29 protein-coding genes and 3 tRNA genes are annotated in these 23773 nt (G+C 60.1%); 11 read left to right on the top strand and 21 right to left on the bottom strand.

Features of this window, described 5'->3' with window-relative positions; translation table 11 throughout:
* Positions 1-18: 18 nt before the first annotated feature.
* Positions 19-1944, top strand: coding sequence for a bifunctional UDP-sugar hydrolase/5'-nucleotidase (locus RTH74_RS03360; protein ID WP_316913743.1), 1926 nt, complete (start codon positions 19-21; stop codon positions 1942-1944).
* Positions 1945-2241: 297 nt separating this feature from the next.
* Positions 2242-3156, top strand: a complete 915-nt coding sequence (locus tag RTH74_RS03355) for a DMT family transporter (protein ID WP_316913742.1) — start codon at positions 2242-2244, stop codon at positions 3154-3156.
* A 158-nt stretch (positions 3157-3314) separates the two neighbouring features.
* Here the strand turns inward: RTH74_RS03355 and RTH74_RS03350 are convergent, their stop codons facing one another.
* Positions 3315-3761 carry a hypothetical protein gene (locus RTH74_RS03350; RefSeq protein ID WP_273258910.1) on the bottom strand — a complete coding sequence of 149 codons (447 nt, stop codon included), beginning with the start codon at positions 3759-3761 and terminating at the stop codon, positions 3315-3317.
* 25 nt (positions 3762-3786) lie between these two features.
* Complete coding sequence (locus tag RTH74_RS24100) at positions 3787-4104, bottom strand: hypothetical protein (protein ID WP_420713111.1); 318 nt, start codon at positions 4102-4104, stop codon at positions 3787-3789.
* Between RTH74_RS24100 and RTH74_RS03340 the strand changes: the two genes are divergently transcribed.
* Entirely contained in the window at positions 4088-4444 is a 357-nt protein-coding gene (locus RTH74_RS03340) for an excalibur calcium-binding domain-containing protein (protein ID WP_316913741.1), read from the top strand. The two genes, RTH74_RS24100 and RTH74_RS03340, sit on opposite strands and share 17 nt — an antisense overlap.
* Here the strand turns inward: RTH74_RS03340 and RTH74_RS03335 are convergent.
* Positions 4441-4668, bottom strand: a complete 228-nt coding sequence (locus RTH74_RS03335; protein ID WP_143506860.1) for a hypothetical protein — start codon at positions 4666-4668, stop codon at positions 4441-4443. The genes RTH74_RS03340 and RTH74_RS03335 overlap by 4 nt on opposite strands.
* Before the next feature lie 223 nt (positions 4669-4891).
* Between RTH74_RS03335 and RTH74_RS03330 the strand changes: the two genes are divergently transcribed.
* Positions 4892-4968 (top strand) — tRNA-Met (locus tag RTH74_RS03330).
* 78 nt (positions 4969-5046) lie between these two features.
* On the opposite strand, the gene RTH74_RS03325 is transcribed toward RTH74_RS03330, so the two are convergent.
* The 5 genes from RTH74_RS03325 to RTH74_RS03305 all read right to left on the bottom strand — a co-directional run bounded on the left by RTH74_RS03325 (position 5047) and on the right by RTH74_RS03305 (position 6622).
* Positions 5047-5415, bottom strand: a complete 369-nt coding sequence (locus RTH74_RS03325; RefSeq protein WP_316913740.1) for a hypothetical protein — start codon at positions 5413-5415, stop codon at positions 5047-5049.
* Between the two features lie 154 nt (positions 5416-5569).
* A complete protein-coding gene (locus tag RTH74_RS03320) occupies positions 5570-5929 on the bottom strand; it encodes a helix-turn-helix domain-containing protein (RefSeq protein ID WP_003459491.1) in 360 nt (119 codons plus the stop codon).
* Entirely contained in the window at positions 5929-6231 is a 303-nt protein-coding gene (locus RTH74_RS03315; RefSeq protein WP_316913739.1) for a type II toxin-antitoxin system HigB family toxin, read from the bottom strand. The genes RTH74_RS03320 and RTH74_RS03315 overlap by 1 nt, the downstream gene beginning before the upstream one ends.
* The gene (locus RTH74_RS03310; protein WP_316913738.1) at positions 6231-6449 is read right to left on the bottom strand and encodes a FitA-like ribbon-helix-helix domain-containing protein; all 219 of its coding nucleotides are present in this window, start codon (positions 6447-6449) and stop codon (positions 6231-6233) included. Before RTH74_RS03310 ends, RTH74_RS03315 begins: the two co-directional genes overlap by 1 nt.
* Positions 6449-6622, bottom strand: coding sequence for a hypothetical protein (locus RTH74_RS03305; protein WP_316913737.1), 174 nt, complete (start codon positions 6620-6622; stop codon positions 6449-6451). The genes RTH74_RS03310 and RTH74_RS03305 overlap by 1 nt, the downstream gene beginning before the upstream one ends.
* A gap of 58 nt (positions 6623-6680) precedes the next feature.
* On the opposite strand from RTH74_RS03305, the gene RTH74_RS03300 reads away from it, so the two are divergent.
* Positions 6681-7139, top strand: a complete 459-nt coding sequence (locus RTH74_RS03300) for a hypothetical protein (RefSeq protein ID WP_316913736.1) — start codon at positions 6681-6683, stop codon at positions 7137-7139.
* A gap of 25 nt (positions 7140-7164) precedes the next feature.
* Here RTH74_RS03300 and RTH74_RS03295 read toward each other — a convergent pair whose 3' ends face one another.
* The 13 genes from RTH74_RS03295 to RTH74_RS03235 all read right to left on the bottom strand — a co-directional run bounded on the left by RTH74_RS03295 (position 7165) and on the right by RTH74_RS03235 (position 17684).
* Positions 7165-7695 (bottom strand): hypothetical protein, encoded by a 531-nt coding sequence (locus tag RTH74_RS03295; protein WP_316913735.1) that lies wholly within the window; start codon positions 7693-7695, stop codon positions 7165-7167.
* A 72-nt stretch (positions 7696-7767) separates the two neighbouring features.
* Positions 7768-8472, bottom strand: coding sequence for a DUF1413 domain-containing protein (locus RTH74_RS03290; protein ID WP_316913734.1), 705 nt, complete (start codon positions 8470-8472; stop codon positions 7768-7770).
* Positions 8473-8655: 183 nt separating this feature from the next.
* On the bottom strand, positions 8656-9042 hold the full coding sequence (locus tag RTH74_RS03285) for a DUF4124 domain-containing protein (RefSeq protein ID WP_316913733.1): 387 nt from the start codon (positions 9040-9042) through the stop codon (positions 8656-8658).
* A gap of 301 nt (positions 9043-9343) precedes the next feature.
* On the bottom strand, positions 9344-10288 hold the full coding sequence (locus RTH74_RS03280; RefSeq protein WP_316913732.1) for a hypothetical protein: 945 nt from the start codon (positions 10286-10288) through the stop codon (positions 9344-9346).
* A gap of 232 nt (positions 10289-10520) precedes the next feature.
* A complete protein-coding gene (gene ychF / locus RTH74_RS03275) occupies positions 10521-11621 on the bottom strand; it encodes a redox-regulated ATPase YchF (RefSeq protein ID WP_316913731.1) in 1101 nt (366 codons plus the stop codon).
* Between the two features lie 25 nt (positions 11622-11646).
* Positions 11647-12237, bottom strand: coding sequence for an aminoacyl-tRNA hydrolase (pth, locus tag RTH74_RS03270; RefSeq protein ID WP_099522360.1), 591 nt, complete (start codon positions 12235-12237; stop codon positions 11647-11649).
* Between the two features lie 60 nt (positions 12238-12297).
* Positions 12298-12912 carry a 50S ribosomal protein L25/general stress protein Ctc gene (locus RTH74_RS03265; protein WP_099522359.1) on the bottom strand — a complete coding sequence of 205 codons (615 nt, stop codon included), beginning with the start codon at positions 12910-12912 and terminating at the stop codon, positions 12298-12300.
* Between the two features lie 105 nt (positions 12913-13017).
* Positions 13018-13959, bottom strand: a complete 942-nt coding sequence (locus tag RTH74_RS03260) for a ribose-phosphate pyrophosphokinase (RefSeq protein WP_106732851.1) — start codon at positions 13957-13959, stop codon at positions 13018-13020.
* Positions 13960-14005: 46 nt separating this feature from the next.
* A tRNA-Gln gene (locus tag RTH74_RS03255) sits at positions 14006-14080 on the bottom strand.
* Positions 14081-14136: 56 nt separating this feature from the next.
* Positions 14137-14211: transfer RNA gene (locus RTH74_RS03250), tRNA-Gln, on the bottom strand.
* A 26-nt stretch (positions 14212-14237) separates the two neighbouring features.
* The gene (ispE, locus tag RTH74_RS03245) at positions 14238-15113 is read right to left on the bottom strand and encodes a 4-(cytidine 5'-diphospho)-2-C-methyl-D-erythritol kinase (RefSeq protein ID WP_316913730.1); all 876 of its coding nucleotides are present in this window, start codon (positions 15111-15113) and stop codon (positions 14238-14240) included.
* Between the two features lie 229 nt (positions 15114-15342).
* Positions 15343-15960, bottom strand: coding sequence for a lipoprotein insertase outer membrane protein LolB (gene lolB / locus RTH74_RS03240; RefSeq protein ID WP_316913729.1), 618 nt, complete (start codon positions 15958-15960; stop codon positions 15343-15345).
* On the bottom strand, positions 15957-17684 hold the full coding sequence (locus RTH74_RS03235; protein WP_316913728.1) for a tetratricopeptide repeat protein: 1728 nt from the start codon (positions 17682-17684) through the stop codon (positions 15957-15959). The genes lolB and RTH74_RS03235 overlap by 4 nt, the downstream gene beginning before the upstream one ends.
* Before the next feature lie 209 nt (positions 17685-17893).
* On the opposite strand from RTH74_RS03235, the gene hemA reads away from it, so the two are divergent.
* The 6 genes from hemA (at position 17894) to RTH74_RS03205 (ending at position 23626) form a co-directional block, all read left to right on the top strand.
* Complete coding sequence (gene hemA / locus RTH74_RS03230; RefSeq protein ID WP_316913727.1) at positions 17894-19174, top strand: glutamyl-tRNA reductase; 1281 nt, start codon at positions 17894-17896, stop codon at positions 19172-19174.
* Positions 19171-20253, top strand: coding sequence for a peptide chain release factor 1 (gene prfA, locus RTH74_RS03225; protein ID WP_099522353.1), 1083 nt, complete (start codon positions 19171-19173; stop codon positions 20251-20253). Before hemA ends, prfA begins: the two co-directional genes overlap by 4 nt.
* 281 nt (positions 20254-20534) lie before the next feature.
* Positions 20535-21368, top strand: coding sequence for a peptide chain release factor N(5)-glutamine methyltransferase (prmC, locus tag RTH74_RS03220; protein WP_316913726.1), 834 nt, complete (start codon positions 20535-20537; stop codon positions 21366-21368).
* 4 nt (positions 21369-21372) lie between these two features.
* Positions 21373-22122: a molybdopterin-synthase adenylyltransferase MoeB gene (locus tag RTH74_RS03215; RefSeq protein WP_316914308.1), complete on the top strand. Its 750-nt coding sequence runs from the start codon at positions 21373-21375 to the stop codon at positions 22120-22122.
* 101 nt (positions 22123-22223) lie between these two features.
* Entirely contained in the window at positions 22224-23015 is a 792-nt protein-coding gene (gene murI / locus RTH74_RS03210; RefSeq protein ID WP_316913725.1) for a glutamate racemase, read from the top strand.
* A gap of 95 nt (positions 23016-23110) precedes the next feature.
* A complete protein-coding gene (locus RTH74_RS03205) occupies positions 23111-23626 on the top strand; it encodes an acyloxyacyl hydrolase (protein ID WP_316913724.1) in 516 nt (171 codons plus the stop codon).
* The last annotated feature ends 147 nt before the right edge of the window (positions 23627-23773 follow it).

Raw genomic sequence — 23773 nt, 5'->3', positions numbered from 1 at the left:
CATCGTCAAGGATCGTCCATGCGCCTGTTCCCCTCACTCCTGCTCGCCGGCCTGCTGGCCGCCACGCCGCTGGTCGCTGCCGAGCGCAGTTTCACCATCCTGCACAGCAACGACTGGCAGTCGCGCCTGCTCGGTTTCGGCCCCAACAACGAATACACCCCGGCGACGGTGAACGATGACGACACCGTTGGCGGCGTCGCGCGCCTGGCCACCTTATTGAACGAACGCCGCGCGGCAGCCGGCGAAGAGCCTCTGCTGCTGCTCGACGGCGGCGACTTCACCATGGGGACGCTGTTTCACACCATCGCCCGCGAGATGGGCAGCGAACTGCGCCTGATGAGTGAGCTGGGCTACGACGCGGCAGTAATCGGTAACCACGAATTCGACTTCCGCCCGGTCGGGCTCGCCGCGATGATCAGCGCCGCGCACAAGGCCAAGGGCGATGCGCTGGTGCCGCTGCTGTCGAGCAACATGCGTTTCGATCCGACCAGCAAGGCCGACGACAGCCTCCAGGCACACGCCTACGCCGGGCGCATCCTGCCGTACAAGCTGATCGAGCGCGGTGGCATCCGCTTCGGCCTGTTTGGCCTGCTCGGCAACGATGCTGTGGCCGTCAGCCCGATGATCAAGCCGCTGACCTTTGCCGACCCGGTGGCCACCGCCAGGGATACCGTGGCCAAGCTGCGCGAGGAGGGCGCCGAGGTGGTCATCCTGCTGTCGCACATGGGCGTTACCCAGCAGGCCGATGGCAGCTGGCGCGGTGAGGAAGTAGAGCTGGTCGAGCAAGTGCCGGGCATCGATATCGTCGTCGGCGGCCACTCGCACGTGGCCCTGCCGCAGCCGGTGCTGGTCAACGGCCACACCCCAGTGGTGCAGGCCGGTTCGGAAATCCAGTACCTCGGCGAACTGCGCATGACCCTCGGCGACGACGGCGTACCGCGTGTGCGCGACTACCGCCTGCATCCGGTCAACGACAGCATCGCCGGCGATGCCGCCATCACCGCCAAGGTGGAAGACTTCAAACAGGTGGTCAGCGAGCGCATGCTCACGCCCAAGGGCTACCGGTTCGACCAGCCGCTGGCCAAGGTCGACCAGAGTCTGGGCCGTGATTTCACCGACCAGACCCTGGCCAACCTGGTGACCGATGCGCTGCGTCATGCCGTCGATGCCGACCTGGCGTTCACCGGCAACGGCACCATCCGCGATGACCTGCTCAAGGGCCGCAACGGTGTGCAGGACGTCTCCGACCTGTTCCGCATCGCCCCGCTGGGCATCGGCGAGTTCGACGACGAGCCCGGCTACCCGATGATCAAGGCCTACATCAGCGCGCGCGAAATCAAGTCGCTGCTGGAAGTGCTACTACTCGCCTATCAACTGCGTGACAGCCAGAGCTATTACCCGCGCGTTTCCGGCGTGCGCTTTACCTACAACCCCTGGCGCGTGCCGTTCGACCGCGTCAGCCGCATCGAGATCGGTGATGCGGTAAAGGGTTACCGCGACCTGGATCTCGACGACACGCGTCTCTATAGCATCGGCGCCACCAGCTACGTTGGCAGTTTCACCTGGCTGGTGCCGGAGTTGACCAAGGGCCTGCTCGACGTCATCCCCAAGGACGCCGAGGGCCGCCCACTGCCGCGTATCGAAGACGCCATCGTCGACCAGGGCCCGGATAAAGAAGGCGTGCAGGAACTCAAGGAATGGCAGGTGTTGCTCGACCATATCCGCAGCCTGCCGGATCTCGACGGTGACGGCCTGGCCGACATTCCCACCACCGGCGCGGCAGCCGAAGCGCGCATGATCCGCGCGCCGAGCCTGCATCCGGCCGATATGTTCCGCCTGGCCGGGCCAATGCAGTGGGGCACCAGTGCCGTGATCCTGGCCGGCGTGCTGCTGATTCTCTGGCTGCTAAGCCGCCCGCTGCGCCGCCGCCGAATTCAGCGTTGACGGCCGCAGGGTGCACCGCGCGCAGCGGGAATGACGCGCTACTCGACCTTCAAGCTCGCACAACGCGCCCATAGTTTCCGGGCGCGCCGGCCTGAACGTCATGACTCCGTTGGCTTGGCAAGGTGGCGCACCCTAGGGTCCGCCACCTTGCCAAGCCTTGCGTGCCTCCGTATGGTGCAAAGCCGCCTGATTCGGAAGCTACGCAATGATCGCTCAGCACTGCCTGCTCGGTGACCGTGCTCAACCGTCCAACCCTCGCCCGGATAAAGGCCGCGCCAACGGCGCGGTGCTCGCCTTATGAACACACTCAATCATTCGCGCCCGCTGGCGCTGTTCGGCCTGCTGCTGGCCAACCTTTGCTGGTCGGGCAACGCTCTGGTGGCGCGCGCCTTTGCCGGTGAAATCGCGCCGTTCACGCTGTCGTTCTGGCGCTGGTGCCTGGCGTTGGCATTGCTGCTGCCCTTCGTTGCCGTGCCGCTGTGGCGTCACCGCGCAGCCCTCCGTCATGCCGGCTGGCGCCTGCTGGTGCTCGGAGCGCTGGGCATCGCCGGCTACAACTCGCTGCTCTACTGCGCTGCGCAGACCACTGCGGCGATCAACATCTCGCTGGTCAACACCTGCCTGCCGCTGGTGACCTTCATCGGCGCCGGGCTATTGCTCAACGAATGGCCGGCGCGCCGTGCCTGGTGGGGCATGCTGGTGGCCGTGGCGGGGTTGGCGGTGTTGATCAGCCAGGGGCAATGGAGCCGTCTGGCCAGCCTGTCGTTCAATCAGGGCGACCTGATCATGCTGCTGGCCGTGGTCGACTGGGCGTTGTATTCGCTGCTGCTGCGGCGCTGGGCGGCCTACCTGCAGCCGATTCCGCCGCTGGCGCTATTGGGGGCATTCATCCTGCTCGGCGTGCCGCTGATCCTGCCGTTCTATCTCTACGAGCTGAGCCAGGGCGCGCACCTGGCGTTCAACGTCGCCAACCTCTCGGCCATCACCTACACCGCTGTATTCGCCTCGCTGCTGGCCTACCTGGCCTGGAACCACGGTATCCGCGTGATCGGTGCGGCCAAGGCGGCGCTGACCAACTATGTCATGCCGGTATTCACTGCATTGCTGGGCTGGGTGCTGTTGAACGAGAGCCTGCAGGTATACCACTGGCTGGGCGCCGCGATGATCTTCGGCGGCCTGCTGCTGGCCACGCGGCCTGGCAAAAGCGCCTGAAAATCCCCCCGATTAGCGAAACGCTTTTCACATAAGGTCCTGCGCGCTTTGCTCCCCTCTCCCATTTATGGGAGAGGGGTTGGGGAGAGGGCTGAAAACGCCGTCAGTCTGCCGGCACCCCCGTCGAACGTGGCTCGAGGGAGAGGATGCTAGTTCTTTCACTCCGGCTTCAGCATCACGAAGGCTTCACCGCCTTCGCGATCATGCATCAGGATGAACGGCTGCCCGGCGATCATCAGCTTCACCGGCACCTTGCGCGGCACCGTGGTGCCGGCGTTGATCGCCGCGGCGCTGAGCAACTGGCGAGTCAGGGTGTCATCCTCCTGCGCCTCACTGGTCACCACGCATTCGTGGCTGACCTTCACCTGAATGCTCAGGCTCTTGTCCGCATTGAAGCCGATGGTGGCGAAGCCCATGTCGGTCATCTCGGTGACGCCATACTGCCGCGCCACGCGATGCGCCTCGGCAAAGCTCGGCGCCGTCTGCAGGCAGATATCGCGAAAGGCCTGCACCACGGGTGAAGTGACCGGCACCGGTGGCTGCGAACCTAGGTTGGCGCAAGCGCCGAGAAGGCCAAGGCTGACAAGCAAGGCGAACTGTTTCATCACATCATTCCTTAATGAAGGTTGTTCAGGGTTGCTGGCAAAGATCATGCCCCAGCAACTGCGAAGCCAACCCTTTGGCGAGATAGGTTTCAACCACGCGGCCATCGCCGCATTCGGTCTTGTGGCCGATGGCAAAACCGATGGAAAGCACAACGAATAGCGCCAGGCCGATATTCTGGATGGGCGTCATGACAGGGCTCGCTGGGTAAACAATGGGGCAGGATGAAGAGGCGGGCAGGGGATGGCAAGTGCCAATGCCCCGCTCTGGATTTGTCTGCGCGGCGAGCCAATACTGGCAACCACCGAAACCGGCAAGGGACTGTGCAATGAAGAAGCTGATCATCATTCTGCTGCTGGGCGCCGCTTTCTGGCAGTTCTACCTGAGCAAGCCTGGCAGCCCGATCATCAGCAATATTGCCAGCGATGGCTCGGCGATGGACAACCCGGTGGTCACTCAGCCCGGCTCATCCAGCTTCTCGCTGGACAGCCTGCGCCCCTCACCCTCGATCAGCCAGCCCACAACCCAGGTCGCCAGCAAGCAATATCGCTGCGATGGCCGCACCCACTGCTCGCAGATGACCTCCTGCGACGAAGCCACCTTCTTCCTGCGCCACTACCCCGGCACCAAGATGGACGGCGACAACGATGGCGTGCCCTGTGAAGGGCAATGGTGCGGGCGTTAAGGCAGGGTGATCGACATACCACTCAGCGCAACCTGGGCGACAAGCATCCAGGCAACCGCGCTGAGGATGCCCAACACGCTGTAGCCGACGACGATGCCAATCGCGATCTGCTTCCACAGCCCGGCATGGCGGTTGGGTTCGTTGCGGTAATGCGTCGGCATATCACGCTCCGCCCGCAGATCGTCGAAGTCGTCTCTCGCTCTCAAGGTGCTCTCCTGGTTCATGGGCCAGCGCGCGACGGCGCTGCAGCCTGCTGGAGGTGGATTTTCCGGCATCGCCCGACAGCCCCGCAAGCACCGTCCGAGCAGTTGAGAGGTCAGCCGCAGGCTCAGAAACCGGCGATTCAGCGAGTCGCCACCCGCGAAGCCTAACCGCTTGATAAAACGTAAATTTATCGATGATCTGGGGTTGACAGCGATAGGCGAGACGCGGACAATGCGCGCCGTTGGCTACATAGCTCAGTTGGTTAGAGCGCAGCATTCATAATGCTGATGTCCCAGGTTCAAGTCCCGGTGTAGCCACCATAAATTTCAAGGGGTTAGCGCAAGCTAACCCCTTTTTATTTGTCCAATGAAAAGGCGCCAGAATGGCGCTTTTTTCGCTTAGCTGCCGATCGCTCCCTCGCATGAGGTGTAGCGCTTGGCGATAGCGATCACCTCGGCCTTGCTGGCAAAGCTCTGAGGGGACTGGCCAAAGATGCGGTTCTCGCACATTTCCCGATAGTTCTCGTAACGCGCCATGCAGTTGGCAGGCGTTGAGCCGCCGGTTACCTGATAGCTGGGATCGCTGCAGATGAATGCCGCAAGGTTGTTGGCGCCGAGCTTCACTTCATCGAGGCTGACACTTGTGGCTTCTGCCTTCTTCAGCAAAGCCTGGTAGCTATCGACCGTGATGGCGGCAACGGAAAAGTGCTCGTTATAGACGTAATAGCCACCGGCGGCGATGGCGATCAGCAGTAGCAGTGTTTTCACATTATTCATCCTTGATGGCGAAAGGCCGGCAGATTAGTTGCTCGCATTTAGATTGTCGATGGTGTTTAGAGGCGTGGTGAGTCCATCGGCATGAGCGCTAAATAAATCTGTCCCCTTTTTGCTTTAGCTGATGAAAATCCTTCACCCCTAGCCTTCAGGCCACGTCTGCCAGCAAACTTTCATAGGGGATACGCAGGCCGTCATGCAGGCGTCTGATCATCGCCAGGCTCAATTTTCGCTTGCGGTTCAATACTTCGGAAACTCGACCGCTGGAGCCAATGAATGGCTCAAGGTCGCGCGGCGTCAGGCCTTGCTGATCCATACGAAATTTGATGGCTTCGATAGGGTCGGACGGCGGCATCGGAGCGTGCTCGTCTTCGTATTTGCTCACAAGTAGAGCCAGCACTTCGAGTTCATCACCTTCAGGCGTACCAATCTCTGCGCCCCACAGCTCGTCAATGCGCGCCATCGACGCTGTGTAGTCTTGCTCGTTGCGAATGGGCTTGATGTTCATCAGACAGTCTCCGCGTCAACTTGGTCGTACTGGGCATGAGTGCCAACGAAGCGCACCTTGGCCAATTGTCGTTGATAGTCGATGGCAAGAATTATCCGGTACTTGTTTCCCGCAATGTTGAACACCACTCGACTCCCCTTGAGAATGCTGGCTGTGCGCAATTCGGCCTTCAGCTCCTGTGGCGTGCGGTATGTAGCCTTCTCCATATGCCTGTACCACTCGACCATGGGTGACTGAGCATCGGCATAAGTAGGGCTGCTCTCCCAGAATGTTCTGAGTGTCCCTCTCGAAATGACATGCACTAGCTTTCTCCCGTTTTGGGAGATGTTAGGTTGTTCGCGCTGCCAGGGCAAGTCCCGTAAAACTCAGGCGCGACGGCCGGTGGGCTTGGTTGCTGGTGCATGAGTGCTTCACGCAGCATCTGCCGCACCTCCTCCGCCATCGAGCGCCCATTGCGAACTGCCTGGGCGCGCAAGCGTTGCTTGAGGTAGTCGTCCATGCGGATGGTCAGGCTGGCCATCAGCCCCACCAGCGATTGAGCAGGGTGCACAACGAGCGCTCGCCGGGTGGAGAGGGTGGGGCGAAGCGCGGCATGTCGCGCAGGGCGATCCACAGATCGCCTTGCCATTCCAGCAGGCTGATGCGTTGAGCGGTGAGTGCGTGTTGGTTTTGGGGCTGGCCGAGCGCTATCATCCGACGAATCTGGGTCAGAGCATGATCACGTCGCCTTATGGTGACGTGATATCTGAGCATGGTTGACAGTGGGATAAATAAATCTGTCCCCTTTTCTTCGGTCTTCATCGGCACCTACAGCACCGAGTACCGGCTCAAAGAGCCATCGAGCCTAGAGCAGCTTCCAGGCTTCCCCACTCTAACGGCAACAAAGATCAGCACGCTTGATGCTGCCGATGAAATCTATCTCGACGTAATCCACTTCACCAATAAAGACAGAGCGCTTGGCTTCAGGCAGGCCTGTGGGCATCTAGGACTTGAGCCAGAACACGTTTGCTCGTTCAAAGATGAACAAGGCGTGTTCCTATTGCTGCGAAGGGATGATGCTCCCAAGAAGTTAGGGCACATCATCTATCGAAGTAGTGATGTTCAGTACATCCATGGCCTTGGGGCTAGGATGGAATGTGAGTATGTGGCGGCTTTTAGTGTAGAAGGAAATATTGTGCCGATGAATTGCATTGAAGAGTGTGATTCTTAGTCGGTGGTCTGTTTTTATTTGGTTTTTATACCTTTGTCGTATCCCTTGAGAGAGATGGCTCTTCTATATGGCTAGATTCCTCAGGTTTTTCTTGTTGAGCATATGCCGAAATGTAAAGCATTGCATGAAGGGCACCGCATAGAAAGCTTAATGAGCCTTTAAAGCTTGGCTCTTCTTGTAAAGGTTTACTACGATTCTCATTGTTTATCTTGATTATTGTTTCTTTTATTTCTTCTGCTTTGCTATGACTTGGCTCTAATTCGTGGGCAAGCATGTTTCTAAGTTTGTTTATCTGGTTTAGTGAATTCCAGACCCAGTCAAAGGGTAGGCCCTGAACGAGGGGGCCTAACAGCGACCTTGTAAGTAGCATGGTCTGTTTGAACGTGAGGCGAGCTTCTCTTAGGAATAGAGGGTTAGGAACTACCTCTAAACAAAAATCTCTTAACATTTCCTCAATTAAAAGGTGCGCTTTAAGGAGTGCAGATTCGTCGTCTAGATTTTTTTCAAAATGTTTTCTGAATAAGTCGCCATGTTTTTCGGAGAAATCTTGCTTCATGCTGGGGTTAGTCCTTCTTGTTAGAAATTATAAAGATAGGAGTCTAGGGTGCGTATTTACTGGTATGAGTCCTTATTCTTTGTAGTACTGTTGCATATTGCCGGCGTCTTTTCCTCGCAGGGTCACATCAACATAATCCCCTCGTTCAACTTGTGCGCGAAAGCGTTTGCCCAATATTTTTCTAGTTGTAGGCGGTATTTTGAGCCAGTCCTCTTGTCCGAAAAGCTGATTCAGTCTAAAGGTTCCTGTTCTACGCATGTCTAGCAGTTGTTCGATATGTTTGTCATATTGCTCAAGGTCTTCTGAAGGCTCTTCTTCTTCAATGATTTCATTATAATCTTGAGAGATTTCGGCTGATGAGGTTTTGTAAGTGTTTTCGAGTTGTAGGCTGAGGCTTGATATTTGATTGTTAAAGTGATCAACCTCTTCTTGATGCTTTGATTGCATTTGAGCTAGGCGGCGATATAGCTCTCTAGATTCCTCTACACTCAATAGTCTTTGGTTTTCTTGCTCCTGCTTGATGCTCATTAGCTCCTTTTGCTTCTTTAAGCTGTGTTCATAGACAGGTTTGGCAAGGAATGGATATATATAGATGTATGAAATGGCAAGGAGGGCGGGAATGAGTGCTCCGTTAAAAAAAGTGCCGTTGATGAATATTTCGTAGTTGCTGATTTTTAAGTATATATTTTTAAAATGATGGTCAATTAATAAGAATTTTTCTTCTGGGCTGGGTGGGGTGGAGGAAAATAAAATTAGAAAAAAACGGTAATTCCACAACACCCAAGCGGAAAAAAAGCTCCAGTTAATGGGCTTACAGCGCGGTCGTATAGATAGGCTTTTGTTGATGTCAGGATGTCTTGCATTTATTTGCTGAGCTCAATTAGAGAAAGGGACAGATTTATTTTCTACCAGAGCCATATCAGGGATAGATGCTCTGGAAGTCCGCAACGGTGAATCCGTTCAAGCGCTTGTTTCCGACCAATATGACGGACACGCCATTGCCGCCAATTGCGTCATAAGCTTTGCGGGCGTTCTGGTTCTTCTCAACGTCGTATTCGACGAAACTGATGCCGTTGCGCCGGAAGTACGGCGGGCCTGCTTGCAGTAGCCGCACCAGGCAGCGGAATACATGATGACGCGCTTCGATGTCGCGCCTTGGGTGGGAGTGAGGGATTCGTAGCTGACGCTTTCGTAGGAATTGATTTTGAGCGAGAGCTGCTCGGCTTGGTCTTTGTCCTTTGGCTTGTCACCGAAATGGACACGCCCGTTCTCATCCGTCCACTTGTAGACTTCCGCAGAGCAGATCAGCGGCAGGATGGCGATAAGGGCAAGGAGGAATCGGTTCAAGCGGCAGCTTCCATGCAGGGGAGGGCGTGCTGGCTGACCCAGGAGCGCCACGGTTAAGGCAAAGGGGTGTCCCCTTTCTGCCTCAAAACACCATGCAATGGATACTAGCCAATAGCCGGCACTGGCGAAAGCCCCGTTTTTACAGGCTTCCAGCTTCTACCGAGGGAGGTGGCGCTTTTTCATAATGCTGATGTCCCAGGTTCAAGTCCCGGTGTAGCCACCATAAATTTCAAGGGGTTAGCGAAAGCTAGCCCCTTTTCATTTGGGTCGGTGCCCCTGACAGTTCCTTTCTTATCCTCGCTTACGACTGCCCCGACAAGCGATCTGGTACTGCATCCATGCTGGTGCACATCTCCTCAAGCAGCTCAGAGAATGCACTCATAGCAGTCATCACTTTTTGATACTCAGAAAGACTAGCTGAGTATGCGTCGCTTAGAGGAAAGGGCTCCAAGACTCTCATCGTATAGCTCACACCTTTCTTCGTCGGATGATCTACGAGTAGGTACCCGCCGCACGGTTGTTTCACGGTCTCTTGCCAGGGCTCAATTGACCGAACTGCACGCATGATTTGCCCGACCATGAGTCTAGGCGCAAACGAGTGAACAGATAGGTCGCGGAAATTGCGACTAAGCTTTCGATAAGCCGAATCATTCATCGTATCCAGAGCAGCCAGAAACACATTAAATCGTGTCCAGCGTTGACCAAGGCGAATGACTTGTTTTCTACGATCAGAGCGCCGAAGCCCTTGTCCGGGCCTCAAGCGATCCTGGTCAAGGCGATCAACGTAGCCTGGCTCTACAAGACGGTTGGCCTGATGTAACAGTGTCTCGGTAAGAAGCATCAGGCGATCACTGACTGCGCTAGGTTGATGCATGCAGAAGAAAGCTAGTGGCTCAACGAAGTGATGCAGCAGCTGCCCTCTATCTTCATCTGTCTCATATGACTCCACAACGGCATTCCAAGCGCACCAATCATGCAGGTGCATCCCCCACGAATTTACCGTATTGATAGTCTCCTGAATCTCAGCAGCTGCCCCCCAAGACCAGGCAAAGTTCCCATTAGCTGCCCTTGCACGCTCCGCTGCCTCGTAGCCCACCAAGCCCGGGAACCCGGAAACATTCGCAATAAGCTGCTCGTAAAAGTGCTCCATGGCTTCAGTGGTGAGTTTTCGCCATGAAATCCAGCCTTCAGTATTGGCGAAATTATCCTCCGGCTGACCGGACGAGCTGGCGGGGCGTTCAGTCATGACGCAACCAACATTGCAGTTCAAAGAGGGCTTAACTCTGTCGTGCTTTCCGACTAACCGCAAGAATCCGCCCATAGGAAAAAACAGAGAAGATCGTTACGAACTGGTTCACCAGTCTCAAGACGTCTCAAGCAAAACCAGCGTGTGATTGCGAAGTAATCCAACAATTCCCCACCCAAAAACAACAAAACCCCGCTTTCGCGGGGTTCTGTTTACGCACTGCTTACAACAATCAAACGTTAAAGCGGAAGTGCATCACGTCGCCGTCCTTGACGATGTAGTCCTTGCCTTCCAGGCGCCATTTGCCGGCTTCCTTGGCGCCGGCTTCGCCCTTGTACTGGATGAAGTCGTTGTAGGCGATGACTTCGGCGCGGATGAAGCCTTTCTCGAAGTCGGTGTGGATCGCTGCAGCCGACTGCGGGGCGGTGGCGCCGACTTTGACGGTCCAGGCGCGTACTTCCTTCACACCAGCGGTGAAGTAGGTCTGCAGGTTGAGCAGGGAGTAACCGGCGCGGATCACGCGGTTCAGGCCCGGCTCTTCCATGCCCATGGTCTCGAGGAACATCTGCATCTCTTCGAGATCGTCCAGTTCGGCGATCTCGGCTTCGATCTTGTTGCACACCGGTACGACGATGGCGCCTTCTTCTTCGGCGATGGCGTTGACCACGTCGAGGTGCGGGTTGTTCTCGAAGCCGTCTTCGGCGACGTTGGCGATGTACATCACCGGCTTGGTGGTGAGAAGGTGGAAGGTCTTGGCCAGGCGCTTCTCGTCGTCACCCAGGTCTTTGAGCAGGCTGCGCGCCGGCTTGCCTTCGGTGAGGTGGGGGATGAGCTTTTCCAGCAGGGCCTTCTGCGCCACGGATTCCTTGTCGCCACCCTTGGCGGTACGAGCCACGCGCTGCAGTTGTTTCTCGCAGCTGTCGAGGTCGGCCATGATCAGTTCGAGGTCGATGATCTCGATGTCGCGCTTGGGGTCGACGCTGTTGGCGACGTGGATGACGTTCTCGTCTTCGAAGCAGCGCACCACGTGGGCGATGGCGTCGGTCTCGCGGATGTTGGCGAGGAACTTGTTGCCCAGGCCTTCACCTTTCGACGCGCCCGCTACCAGGCCGGCGATGTCGACGAATTCCATGGTGGTGGGGATGACCTTCTCGGGTTTGACGATCTCGGCCAGGGCATCCAGGCGCGGGTCGGGCATGGGCACGATGCCGCTGTTCGGCTCGATGGTGCAGAAGGGGAAGTTTTCTGCGGCGATGCCGGACTTGGTGAGGGCGTTGAACAGGGTGGACTTGCCGACGTTGGGCAGGCCGACGATGCCGCAGTTGAATCCCATGATGTGTCCCTCGGGGGAAAGGTGGTTACTTGGTGGCCTTCTGGCTATGCAGTTTGCGCATGGCTACGGTCCAGTCGCCGGCGAGTATTTCCGGCAGGACGTCCAAGGCGAAGTCGATGCTCTGCTCGAGCAGTTCCTGTTCGCTGCGTGGGGCGCGTCCGAGTACGTAGCCGGAGACCAGGCTGGCGTGCCCCGGGTGGCCGATGCCGAGCCGCAGGCGATGGAAGTTATTCTGGTTACCGAGCTGGGCGATGATGTCGCGCAGGCCGTTGTGCCCGCCGTGGCCGCCGCCCTGTTTGAGCTTGGCGACGCCGGGAGGCATGTCGAGTTCGTCGTGGGCCACCAGAATCTCTTCAGGCTTGAGCTTGAAGAAATTGGCCAAGGCCGCCACGGACTGGCCGCTGCGGTTCATATAGGTGGTGGGGATGAGCAGACGAACTTCGCGCCCCTGATGGACGAACTTGCCCACCAGGCCGAAATATTTGCGATCTACGGAGAGGTTGGCGCGCTGGCTGGCTGCCACGCGCTCAACGAAAAGGGCCCCTGCATTGTGCCGGGTCTGGTCGTATTCGGGGCCGGGGTTACCCAGGCCAACGATCAGTTGTACGGCAGTCATACAGGAGCCCTTTCGTGAACATGGCCCGGCGTGATCGCATGCCGGGCCAGCTACTGACGATTACTCGGCAGCGCCTTCGCCGGCAGCTTCTTCACGAACGCGCGGCAGGTGGATGCTGGCTACCGGCAGGTCACTGCCGTGGGCCAGAGCAACCAGCTCAACGCCTTTCGGCAGCTTGATGTCGGACAGGTGAACGGTCTGGTCAACAGCGACGGCAGCCATGTCGACTTCGATGAATTCCGGCAGGTCTTTCGGCAGGCAGGAAACTTCGACTTCGTTCAGGGCGTGCAGAACTTCGCCGCCGCCTTGCTTGACGCCAACGGAGCTGGCTTCGTTGATGAAGTGCAGCGGTACGTGGGCGGTCAGTTTCTGGCCGGCAACGACGCGAACGAAGTCAGCGTGCAGAACGAAGCCTTTGGCCGGGTGGCGCTGCAGGGCTTTGATCAGTACGTTTTCTTTGGTGCCGGCAACGTCCAGGCTCAGGACGTGGCTGAAGGCAGCTTCGTTTTCCAGCAGCTTGGCCAGGTCTTTGGCCAGCAGGCTGATGGATTGCGGGGCTTTGTCGCCACCGTAGATCACGGCAGGCACCATGGACACGTTACGACGCAGGCGGCGGCTCGCACCTTTCCCCAGGTCGGAACGCACTTCGGCATTCAGGGCAAATTCAACAGTCATTTCACTTCTCCAAAATAACCAAACCGCCTTGTGGCTTGCGACCAGCCTCGGGCGGTAGGGCAAAAAGCCCCGCACGAGGCGGGGCGCTTAACGTCAGCGGGTTCCTTAGCGGAACATCGCGCTGATCGATTCTTCATTGCTGATGCGGCGAACCGCTTCGGCGACGACCGGGGCGATGTCGAGCTGGCGAATACGCGAGCAAGACTGCGCTGCTGCGGACAGCGGGATGGTGTTGGTGACCACCAGCTCGTCCAGCGACGAATTTTCAATGTTCTCGATGGCGCGGCCGGACAGCACCGGGTGGGTGCAGTAGGCGTAGACCTTGGCGGCACCGCGCTCTTTCAGCGCTTTGGCGGCGTGGCACAGGGTACCGGCGGTGTCGACCATGTCGTCGACGAGGATGCAGGTACGGCCTTCGACGTCACCGATGATGTGCATCACTTCGGACTGGTTGGCTTTCTCACGACGCTTGTCGATGATCGCCAGGTCGACGCCCAGGCTCTTGGCCACGGCGCGGGCACGAACGACGCCGCCGATATCGGGGGAGACGATCATCAGGTTGTCGAAGCGCTGGTCTTCGATGTCGTCGACCAGGACCGGGGAGCCGTAGATGTTGTCCACCGGAATGTCGAAGAAGCCCTGGATCTGGTCAGCGTGCAGGTCGACGGTCAGCACGCGGTCGATACCGACCACGGTGAGCATGTCGGCCACTACCTTGGCGCTGATCGCCACACGTGCGGAACGCGGGCGGCGATCCTGACGGGCGTAGCCGAAGTAGGGGATGACTGCGGTGATGCGAGTCGCCGAGGAACGGCGGAAGGCATCAGCCATCACGACCAGTTCCATCAGGTTATCGTTGGTGGGTGCACAGGTCGGCTGAATCAGGAAGACGTCCTTACCGCGGACGTTTTCGTTGATTTCGATCATGATTTCGCCGTCGGAGAACTTACCGACCGACGCATCGCCGAGGGGAATGTGCAGCTGACGAACGATCCGTCGCGCCAGATCGGGGTTTGCGTTCCCCGTGAAGACCATCATCTTGGACACGCGCAGTACCTGCCGGCTGGGGGTATACCTGGATGGGTATGGAAAATGGCAGGGGCGGCTGGATTCGAACCAACGCATGCCAGGATCAAAACCTGGTGCCTTACCGCTTGGCGACGCCCCTATATTCAGTATCGAATGCTGTTTGACTCGGTTTGCGATGCCTCCCGGAGGAGGTTATGGCAGGGGCGGCTGGATTCGAACCAACGCATGCCAGGATCAAAACCTGGTGCCTTACCGCTTGGCGACGCCCCTGTATCGTATAACCGAATGCTGAGCATTCACTTCTTGGCCAATGCTTGGAGCCTGCGGTGCAGCATCGAAATGTTGCGACCTTGAGCGACAAAACTCGGCAGAGTGCCTGGAAGTTGGCGGGCGACTTTATCAGCATCGTCCCTATTTGGGAAGCTCCCAAATATGCAAGCTCCAGTGCCGGTCAATCTAGCCTGAACAAATTTGTTCAACAAGATCAAAGCGTTACGAACTTCAGGGTAACGCTTCTCTACGACCGGCTGGCAGTCGTTTCGACCACCCCCCGCAAGAAGGCTGCGAACTTTAATGGGCGGCGTATCCCGTGTCAACTCGGGCGAGCCGAAAACTTCTGCTGTGCTTACAAAGACTTGCGGCGCGGCGACGAGGAACCAGGGTTCCTCCAGTTCGACGGGCGTCAGACGCTCGCCAACGCCTTCGGCAAAGGCCGCGCGACCGCGCACGAATACCGGTACATCGGCGCCCAGGGCCAGGCCCAGTTCGGCCAGGCGATCTTCGCCCAATTGGGTGTTCCACAGATGGTCGAGGCCGAGCAGGGTGGTGGCAGCGTCCGAGCTACCGCCGCCTATGCCGCCGCCCATGGGCAGGCGTTTGTCCAACCAGATATCGGCGCCGAGCTTCGTGCCGCTGGCTTCCTGCAGTCTTTTGGCCGCGCGCACGATCAGGTTGCTGTCATGTGGCACGCCGGCGATGGGCGTATGCAGGTGGATTTCGCCATCCTGGCGGACGCTGAAGCCAAGCTCGTCGCCGTGGTCGAGAAACTGAAACAGGGTCTGCAGCTCGTGATAGCCGTCGGCGCGACGGCCGAGGATATGCAGCATCAGGTTGAGCTTGGCAGGGGCGGGGAGGATCAGTTCGGCGTGGGTGGGGATGGCGGTGTTGGTCATGGGGGCGCTGAAGAGTCGTGTTAGGGGCTTGTCTCTCCTCTCCCGCTTGCGGGAGAGGGGCGGGGGAGAGGCGCGGCAAATCACCCTCTCCCCGGCCCTCTCCCATAAATGGGAGAGGGAGTGGTCCGCGGAAGTAGTTGGCCGCGCGGCCTATCCACCGGCTGTGTGCTATGGGAGACGCTGGACAAGCTGTCGCGGCTAAAGCCCCTCCCACTGGGAATGGGGTCGTCTACTGCCCCAACTGTCGCGGCTGCCAGTCCTTGATCACCAGGGTCACTTCCAGGTCCTGGCCGTAGAGCTTCAGGCGCTCCGGCAGGGTGTAGCCGTTTTGCTCGGTGTAGCGTTGGTATTCGACCTTCCAGCCGTCCTGCTCCAGCTGCGCCAGGTGGCTTTCGCCATCGAGGGTGATGCGGCTGCGGCTTTCCGGGGCGGGCAGGCCGCGAATCCACCAGAGCAGGTTGGACACCGGCAGGTCCAGGCGCAGTTGCTCGCGCAGCAGGTCTTCCGGTGATTCGGCGCGGTAGCGGCCACGGTTGGACACTTCCAGCAGGATGTCACCCGGGCGGCCGGTCAGGCGGGCGGCGCCGCCACCGAGTGGGCCGGACAGGCGAATGTCGTAGTAATCCTGGCGCTGCAGCCAGAACAGCGTGGCGCTGCCCGAGTCTTGCGGGGCACGAATGCCAATCTTGCCGTTGATCTGCCAGCCATCGAGCTGGGTGATCTGCTGCTTGTGAGCCTTCCATTTGGTCGGGTCGCCCTGGCCTTCCAGCGCTTCGCGCGAGGTAAGGCCGGCGCAACCGGCTAGCAGGGCGATAAGGCTGAATACGAGTAGGTGACGAAGCATCAAAGAGTCTCGGAACCGGTCAGGCGCAACAGCGTGTCACGCAGAATGGGGCTGTCTGGCGCATCGGCGAAGGCGTCGCGCCAGACGCGTTTGGCTTCGCGCTGTTTGCCCTGGGCCCAGAGCACTTCACCGAGGTGTGCAGCCACTTCGTGGTCGGGGAATTTCTCCAGGGCCTGGCGCAGCAGGCGCTCGGCCTCGTCGAGGTTGCCCAGGCGGTAGTTGACCCAGCCAAGGCTGTCGAGAATCGCCGGGTCGTCCGGGTTGAGCTGGTGCGCTTTCTCGATCAGCTCGCGCGCTTCTTCATAGCGCGTGGTGCGATCGGCCAGGGTGTAGCCGAGCGCATTGAGTGCCATGGCGTGTTCCGGCTCGCGCTGGATGATGTAGCGCAGGTCGGTTTCCAGCTGGGCCAGGTCGTCGCGCTTTTCCGCGAGCATGGCGCGGGTGTAGAGCAGGTTGAGGTCGTTGGGATACTGCTCCAGGCCCTCGTTGATCACTTTCCAGGCCGGCTCGACCTGGCGGCGATTGCTCAGGCCTTCGGCTTCGATCAGGTACAGCTGGATGGCGTAATCGGGCTGCGCGTCGCGTGCCTGGGCCAGGCGCGCGCTGGCTTCGTCGATGCGCTGTTGAGCGAACAGCAGTTCGGCCTGGCGTTGCTGGGCCGGCAGATAGTCGTTGCTCGGACCGACCAGGGCGTATTCCTGCAGGGCGCTGTCGTTGTCGTTCAGTGCCTCATAAGCGCGGCCAAGGTTGTAGTGCGCGGCATCGACATGGCTGCGGCGTTCGACCAGCTCTTCCAGATAAACGATGGCTTCTTCCCAGGCTTCGGCTTCCAGGCACACCAGGGCCAGGGAGAAACGCAGGTCGTCGTCGTTGGGGTTTTCCTGCACCAGCTTGGAGAATTCGCCCTTGGCGTCGTCGAGGCGATCCTGCTCGACCAGCAGGCGCGCGTAGGTCAGGCGCAGGCGTTTGTCTTCGGGGTTGTTGCGAATGCCTTTCTGCAGCAGTGGCATGGCCTCTTGGCCGCGCCCGAGGCTCTGCAGCAGGCGAGCGCGCAGCAGGATCGGCGACACCTCGTTGGTGCTCGCAGCGCTGTCTTCGAGCAGTTCCAGTGCCTCTTCGGCGCGGCCGTCCTGTTGCAGCAGGATGGCCTTGCCGAACAGCAACTGACTGTTGTCCGGGTTCTTGCTCAGCAGGCGGTCAAAGCCCTGCAGCAGCCCGGCGCGGGTGTCCGGGTCGGTTTCTGCGGCGGACAGAGCGAGGAAATCGAAGTGGGTATCGCCCTGGCGCTGCAGCACCTGCTCCATAAAGGTCATGGATTCGTCGTAACGGCCGGCGCGGGCCAACTGCACGGCGGCGGCGCGTTGCGCATCGATGTTGCTCGGCGCGTTACGGGCCCAGATCAGTGCGCTATCGAGCGCAGGCTGTTCGGCGCCGAGGTATTCGGCAATGCGGAAGGCGCGTTCGGCAACGCCGGCGTCGCCAGTGGCGTTGGCCTGCTGCACATAGTTACCGAGGGCAATATCGAAGCGATTGCGCTGCCCGGCCAGCTCCGCAGTGAGCAGGGCGAACAGGGTTTCCTGGCTGAAAGAGCCGTATTCGCTCGGCTCCAGCTGGGTGGTCTGGTCGGCTTCCTGTACCGGCGGCGTACCGTCCGGCTCGCTGGGGGCGAAGGTTTGGCAGCCGCTGAGGAAGGCGAATGCAGTGAGCAACGCGAGGGGTCTGTTCATAGTGCCTTGTCGTGCGTTATTCCGGGGCGGGGGCCGTGCTGGCGCGTGCCCTGCGACGTTCGCGGCATCATGACACAAGCCTTGGAGCAAGCCCACTGGCCAGGACGATGCGGCGAACTGTCTATTGGGACAATAGGTCGCGGGAGTTGTTCTCTCGGGGGCGAAGTAGGACAATTGCCGGCTCCCGTATTGCCCCTCAGCGACCCTGCATGGCCTTTATCGCCCTCGGTATCAACCACAAGACCGCCTCGGTAGAGGTGCGCGAGCGCGTTGCCTTTACCCCTGAGCAACTGGTCGAGGCGTTGCAGCAGCTGTGTCGGCTGACGCCCAGCCGTGAGGCAGCGATCCTCTCCACCTGCAACCGCAGCGAGTTGTACCTGGAGCAGGATCAGCTGAGCAGCGACGAAGTGCTGCTGTGGCTGGCCGACTATCACCGCCTGAGCGTCGACGAACTGCGTGCCTGCGCCTACGTGCACAGCGAGGACGATGCGGTTCGGCACATGATGCGTGTGGCGTGCGGGCTGGATTCGATGGTACTGGGCGAGCCGCAGATTCTCGGCCAGCTCAAGTCCGCCTACGCCGTGGCGCGTGAGGCCGGCACCGTAGGGCCATTGCTCGGGCGCCTGTTCCAGGCCACCTTCAGCACCGCCAAGACCGTGCGCACCGATACCGCCATCGGCGAGAACCCGGTGTCGGTGGCTTTCGCTGCGGTCAGCCTGGCCAAGCAGATCTTCGCCGACCTGCATCGCAGTCAGGCGCTGCTGATCGGCGCCGGTGAAACCATCAGCCTGGTGGCGCGCCATCTGCACGATCAGGGCATCAAGCGCATTGTCGTTGCCAACCGTACCCTGGAGCGTGCCAGCCAACTGGCCGAGCAGTTCGGCGCCCATGCGGTGCTGCTCTCGGATATTCCCGACGAGCTGGCGCACAGCGACATCGTCATCAGTTCCACCGCTAGCCAGTTGCCGATTCTCGGCAAGGGTGCGGTGGAAAGTGCGCTGAAAAAGCGCAAGCACAAGCCGATCTTCATGGTCGACATCGCCGTGCCGCGCGACATCGAGTCGCAGGTGGGCGAGCTGGATGACGTCTACCTCTATACCGTTGATGACCTGCACGAAGTCATCGAGGAAAACCTCAAGAGCCGCCAGGGCGCAGCGCAGGCTGCCGAGGAGCTGGTAGCTGCCGGCACCGACGACTTCATGCAGCGCCTGCGTGAGCTGGCCGCGGTCGACGTGCTCAAGGCCTACCGTCAGCAGGCCGAGCGCCTGCGCGACGATGAGCTGGCCAAGGCCCAGCGCATGCTGGCCAACGGCAGCAACCCCGAAGACGTGCTGGCGCAACTGGCGCGAGGCCTGACCAACAAGCTGCTGCACGCGCCCAGCGTGCGCATGAAGAAACTTACCGCCGAGGGGCGCGTCGACGCGCTCAGCCTGGCCCAGGAATTGTTCGCCCTCGACGAGAGCGCGCCGCAGGACAAAGGTCTGCAATGAAAGCTTCACTGTTGAACAAGCTGGACAACCTCAGCGACCGCTTCGAGGAACTCACGGCGCTGCTCGGCGATGCCGAGGTGATTTCCAAGCAGACGCAGTTCCGCGCCTATTCCAAGGAATACGCCGAAATCGAGCCGGTGATCGCCACCTTCCGTGAGCTGCGCAAGGTACAGAGTGACCTCGAGGGTGCCCAGGCACTGCTCAAGGACAGCGACCCGGATCTGCGTGAGATGGCCGAGCTGGAAGTGGATCAGGCCAAGGAGGCGCTGGTCGGCCTGGAAGACAAACTGCAGCGCATGCTGCTGCCGAAAGACCCCAATGACGGCCGCAACGTCTATCTGGAAGTGCGCGCCGGCACCGGCGGTGACGAGGCGGCGATCTTCTCCGGCGACCTGTTCCGCATGTACTCACGTTACGCCGAGAGGCAGGGTTGGCGCGTCGAGGTGCTGTCGGCCAACGAAGGCGAGCACGGCGGCTTCAAGGAAGTGATTGCCCGTGTCGAGGGCGACAACGTCTACGCCAAGCTCAAGTTCGAGTCCGGTGCTCATCGCGTGCAGCGCGTGCCGGAGACCGAATCCCAGGGCCGCATCCACACCTCCGCCTGCACCGTGGCGGTGCTGCCGGAGCCGGACGAACAGGCCGCCATCGAGATCAACCCGGCCGATCTGCGCGTCGATACCTATCGCAGCTCCGGCGCCGGCGGTCAGCACGTCAACACCACCGACTCGGCGATCCGCATCACCCACATCCCCACCGGCACCGTGGTGGAATGCCAGGAAGAGCGTTCGCAGCACAAGAACCGCGCCAAGGCCATGGCCTGGCTGGCGGCCAAGCTGCAGGACCAACAGGAAGCGGCGGCGCACAAGGAAATCTCCGAAACGCGCAAGCTGCTGGTGGGCTCCGGTGATCGCTCCGAGCGCATCCGTACCTACAACTTCCCGCAGGGCCGGGTGACCGACCATCGCATCAACCTGACCCTGTATTCGCTCAATGAAGTGATTGCCGGTGGCGTGGAAGCGGTGATCGAGCCGCTGCTGGCCGAATACCAGGCCGACCAGTTGGCGGCACTGGGCGATTGAGTTTCGCTTGATCTCGTTGCGGTGCGCCGTGCGCACCGTAGCCCGGAGCAATCCGGGAGGAGCTGACAGCAAGCGCTAACTTAGCGCCGAACAGTCCCCTCTCCCCTCGGGGAGAGGGTTAGGGAGAGGGGGCGCAATGGTACACCCTCTCCCCCGGCCCCCGCTCTGCGCCCCAGCCCCTCGCAGAGCTCAGGGCGCTTGAGCGGGCGAAGCGATGCTTCGCTATTTCCGCTCAAGCCCCGCAAGCGGGAGAGGGGAGAAGAATGCCGCCAGGATGAACCATGGCCACCATCGAATCCCTGCTCGACACCGCTGACCTGCCCGACTCGCCCACACCGCGGCTGGATGTGGAACTGCTGTTGGCCGCCGCGCTGAACAAGCCGCGCAGTTACCTGCGTACCTGGCCGGAGCGTGAGCTGGATGACGAGCAGCTGGCCCTGTTTCAGAACCACCTGCAACGTCGCCGCGAGGGTGAGCCGGTTGCTTATATCCTCGGTCATCAGGGCTTCTGGAGTCTCGATCTGGAGGTGGCACCACATACCCTGATTCCTCGCCCTGACACCGAGCTGCTGGTGGAAACCGCGCTCGAACTGCTGCCTGCAGCGCCGTTGGCCGTGCTTGATCTGGGCACTGGCACTGGCGCCATCGCCCTGGCCCTGGCCAGCGAGCGCCCGGCCTGGCAAGTGACCGGCGTGGATCGCGTCGAGGACGCCGTGGCCCTGGCTGAGCGCAATCGTCAGCGCCTGCAACTGGGTAACGCCCGCTTTGTGCACAGCCACTGGTTTTCCGCCCTGGCTGGGCAGCGCTATGGCTTGATCCTGAGCAACCCGCCTTATATCCGTGAGGACGACCAGCACCTCGAGCAGGGTGACGTGCGTTTCGAGCCGAGCAGCGCTCTGGTCGCCGGCTGCGATGGCCTGGACGATATTCGTGCGATCATCCAGGCCGCGCCGGACCATCTGCTATCCGGAGGCTGGCTGCTGCTGGAGCACGGCTTCGACCAGGCCGAGGACGTACGCAGCTTGCTTGGCGAGGGCGGCTTCGTCGAGGTCGAGAGCCGGCGTGACCTGGGCGACCACGAGCGCATCAGTTTGGGACGTTTCGACCATGAGTGATCAGATGCTGAGCGATGATGAACTGCTGCGTTACAGCCGGCAGATCCTGTTGAAACAGATCGATGTGGAGGGCCAACTGCGCCTCAAGCAGGGTCGTGTGCTGATCGTCGGCATGGGCGGGCTGGGTTCGCCCGTGGCGCTGTACTTGGCTGCAGCTGGCGTCGGTGAGTTGCACCTGGCTGACTTCGATACGGTGGATCTGACCAACCTGCAGCGGCAGATCGCCCACGACACCGCCAGTATCGGCCAGGCCAAGGTGGATTCGGCCATGGCGCGTCTGGCGGCGATCAACCCGCAGGTCACGCTGGTGCCGCATCGCCAGGCGCTGGACGCCGATTCGCTGGCCGCCGCCGTGAGTGCCGTCGATCTGGTGCTGGACTGCTCGGACAATTTCTCTACCCGCGAGGCGGTCAATGCCGCCTGCGTCGCGGCCGGCAAGCCGCTGGTCTCCGGTGCTGCGATCCGCCTGGAAGGGCAACTGTCGGTGTTCGATCCGCGCAATGACGCCAGCCCTTGCTACCACTGCCTGTACGGCCACGGTAGTGAAGCCGAGCTGACCTGTAGCGAGGCCGGCGTGGTTGGGCCGCTGGTTGGCCTGGTCGGTAGCCTGCAGGCACTGGAGGCGCTCAAGGTGTTGGCCGGTTTTGGCGAACCGCTGGTGGGCCGCCTGCTGCTGATCGACGCGCTGGGCACACGTTTTCGCGAGTTGCGGGTCAAGCGCGATCCGGCCTGCGAGGTGTGCGGTGGGCGTTAAGAATAGGCTGCAGAACTGTAGGAGCGAGCTCTGCTCGCGAAGCTTCTTGCGTCGGCAGCACCATTCGCGAGCAAAGCTCGCGCCTACGAGGATGATTTGAGATGAATCAGTCGCAGGCGCCGATCGGCGTTTTTGACTCGGGCGTTGGCGGCCTGTCGGTGCTGCGCGAGATTCGTCAATTGCTGCCCAACGAAACGCTGCTGTATGTCGCCGACAGCGGTCATGTGCCTTATGGCGAGAAAAGCCCGGAATACATTCGCGAGCGCTGCGTTGTGATCACCGAGCACCTGCTGGCGCAGGGCGCCAAGGCCCTGGTGCTGGCCTGCAATACGGCTACTGCCGCTGCTGGCGCTGAGCTGCGCGCACGTTATCCACAACTGCCCATCGTCGGCATGGAGCCTGCGGTGAAACCGGCTGCGGCGGCGACCCGCAGTGGCGTGGTCGGCGTGCTGGCAACCACCGGTACGCTCAAGAGCGCCAAGTTCGCCGCGCTGCTTGATCGCTTCGCCAATGACGTGCGGGTGATCACTCAGCCCTGCCCGGGGTTGGTGGAATGCATCGAGGCGGGCGAGCTACAGGCACCCGCCACGCGAGAGTTGCTGCAAGGTTATGTCACGCCGCTGTTGGCCGAGGGCTGTGACACGCTGATTCTCGGCTGCACCCACTACCCCTTCCTGCGTCCGTTGCTGAGCGAGCTGGTGCCGGCCTCGGTGACCTTGATCGATACCGGCGCGGCTGTGGCGCGGCAGCTACAGCGTTTGCTTGCTCAGCACAACATGCTGGCAACCGAGCCCGCTCAGGCCACGCGCTATTGGAGCAGCGGAACAACTGCACAGCTTTGCCGCGTATTGCCGATTTTACTGAGCGAAGAGGCCGAAGTTCGTTCGATATAGTGAATCTTTTTCAAATTAGGCGTTCTCTGATATCGAATTCTTCTATATTTTTGCAACGAGCCTAATAAAAACCTCTCGCTATAAAGGAATGACTCATGAAGAAGTTTTGTGCCTTTGCTGCAGCAGCGGCCCTGACGTATGGAGCTATGGGTGCTGCACAGGCTGCAGATGTAACCGCGGCTATTGGTCAGAGTGGTGATTCAACGATGGTTTATCGCCTGGGCGCGCAGTGGGATTGGAACCACAGCTGGCTGGAGAGCAGCTACGGCCGTCTGACTGGCTACTGGGACCTGGGTTACACCTACTGGGATGGTGACGACACGGCGAGCAACCACAGCGTTTCCTTCGCGCCGGTATTCGTTTACGAGTTTGCCGGGCAGAACGTGCGTCCTTACATCGAAGCCGGTATCGGCGTTGCAGCCTTCTCCAGCACCGAGCTGGAAAGCAACGAACTGGGTTCGTCGTTTCAGTTCGAAGACCGCATCGGCGTCGGCCTGCGTTTCGCCGGGCAGGAAATCGGCCTGCGTGCGATCCACTATTCCAACGCCGGTCTGAAGAAGCCAAACGATGGCGCAGAAGCCTACACCGTGCACTACCGCATGAGCTTCTGAACAAGAAGACCGGGCAAGCCCTGATGCCGATCAGATAAGACTCAATGTCTGGTACGGATGGCCTTTGTAGAGTGCGCTGTGCGCACCAATGAAGGCAAAACAGGTATTTCGGTGCGCACGGCGCACCCTACCTAACTGAATAAAAAG

This window comes from Pseudomonas sp. zfem001 (assembly GCF_032621725.1).
Classification (GTDB): domain Bacteria; phylum Pseudomonadota; class Gammaproteobacteria; order Pseudomonadales; family Pseudomonadaceae; genus Aquipseudomonas; species Aquipseudomonas sediminis.
This window is presented reverse-complemented; position numbering and strand designations above follow the sequence as displayed.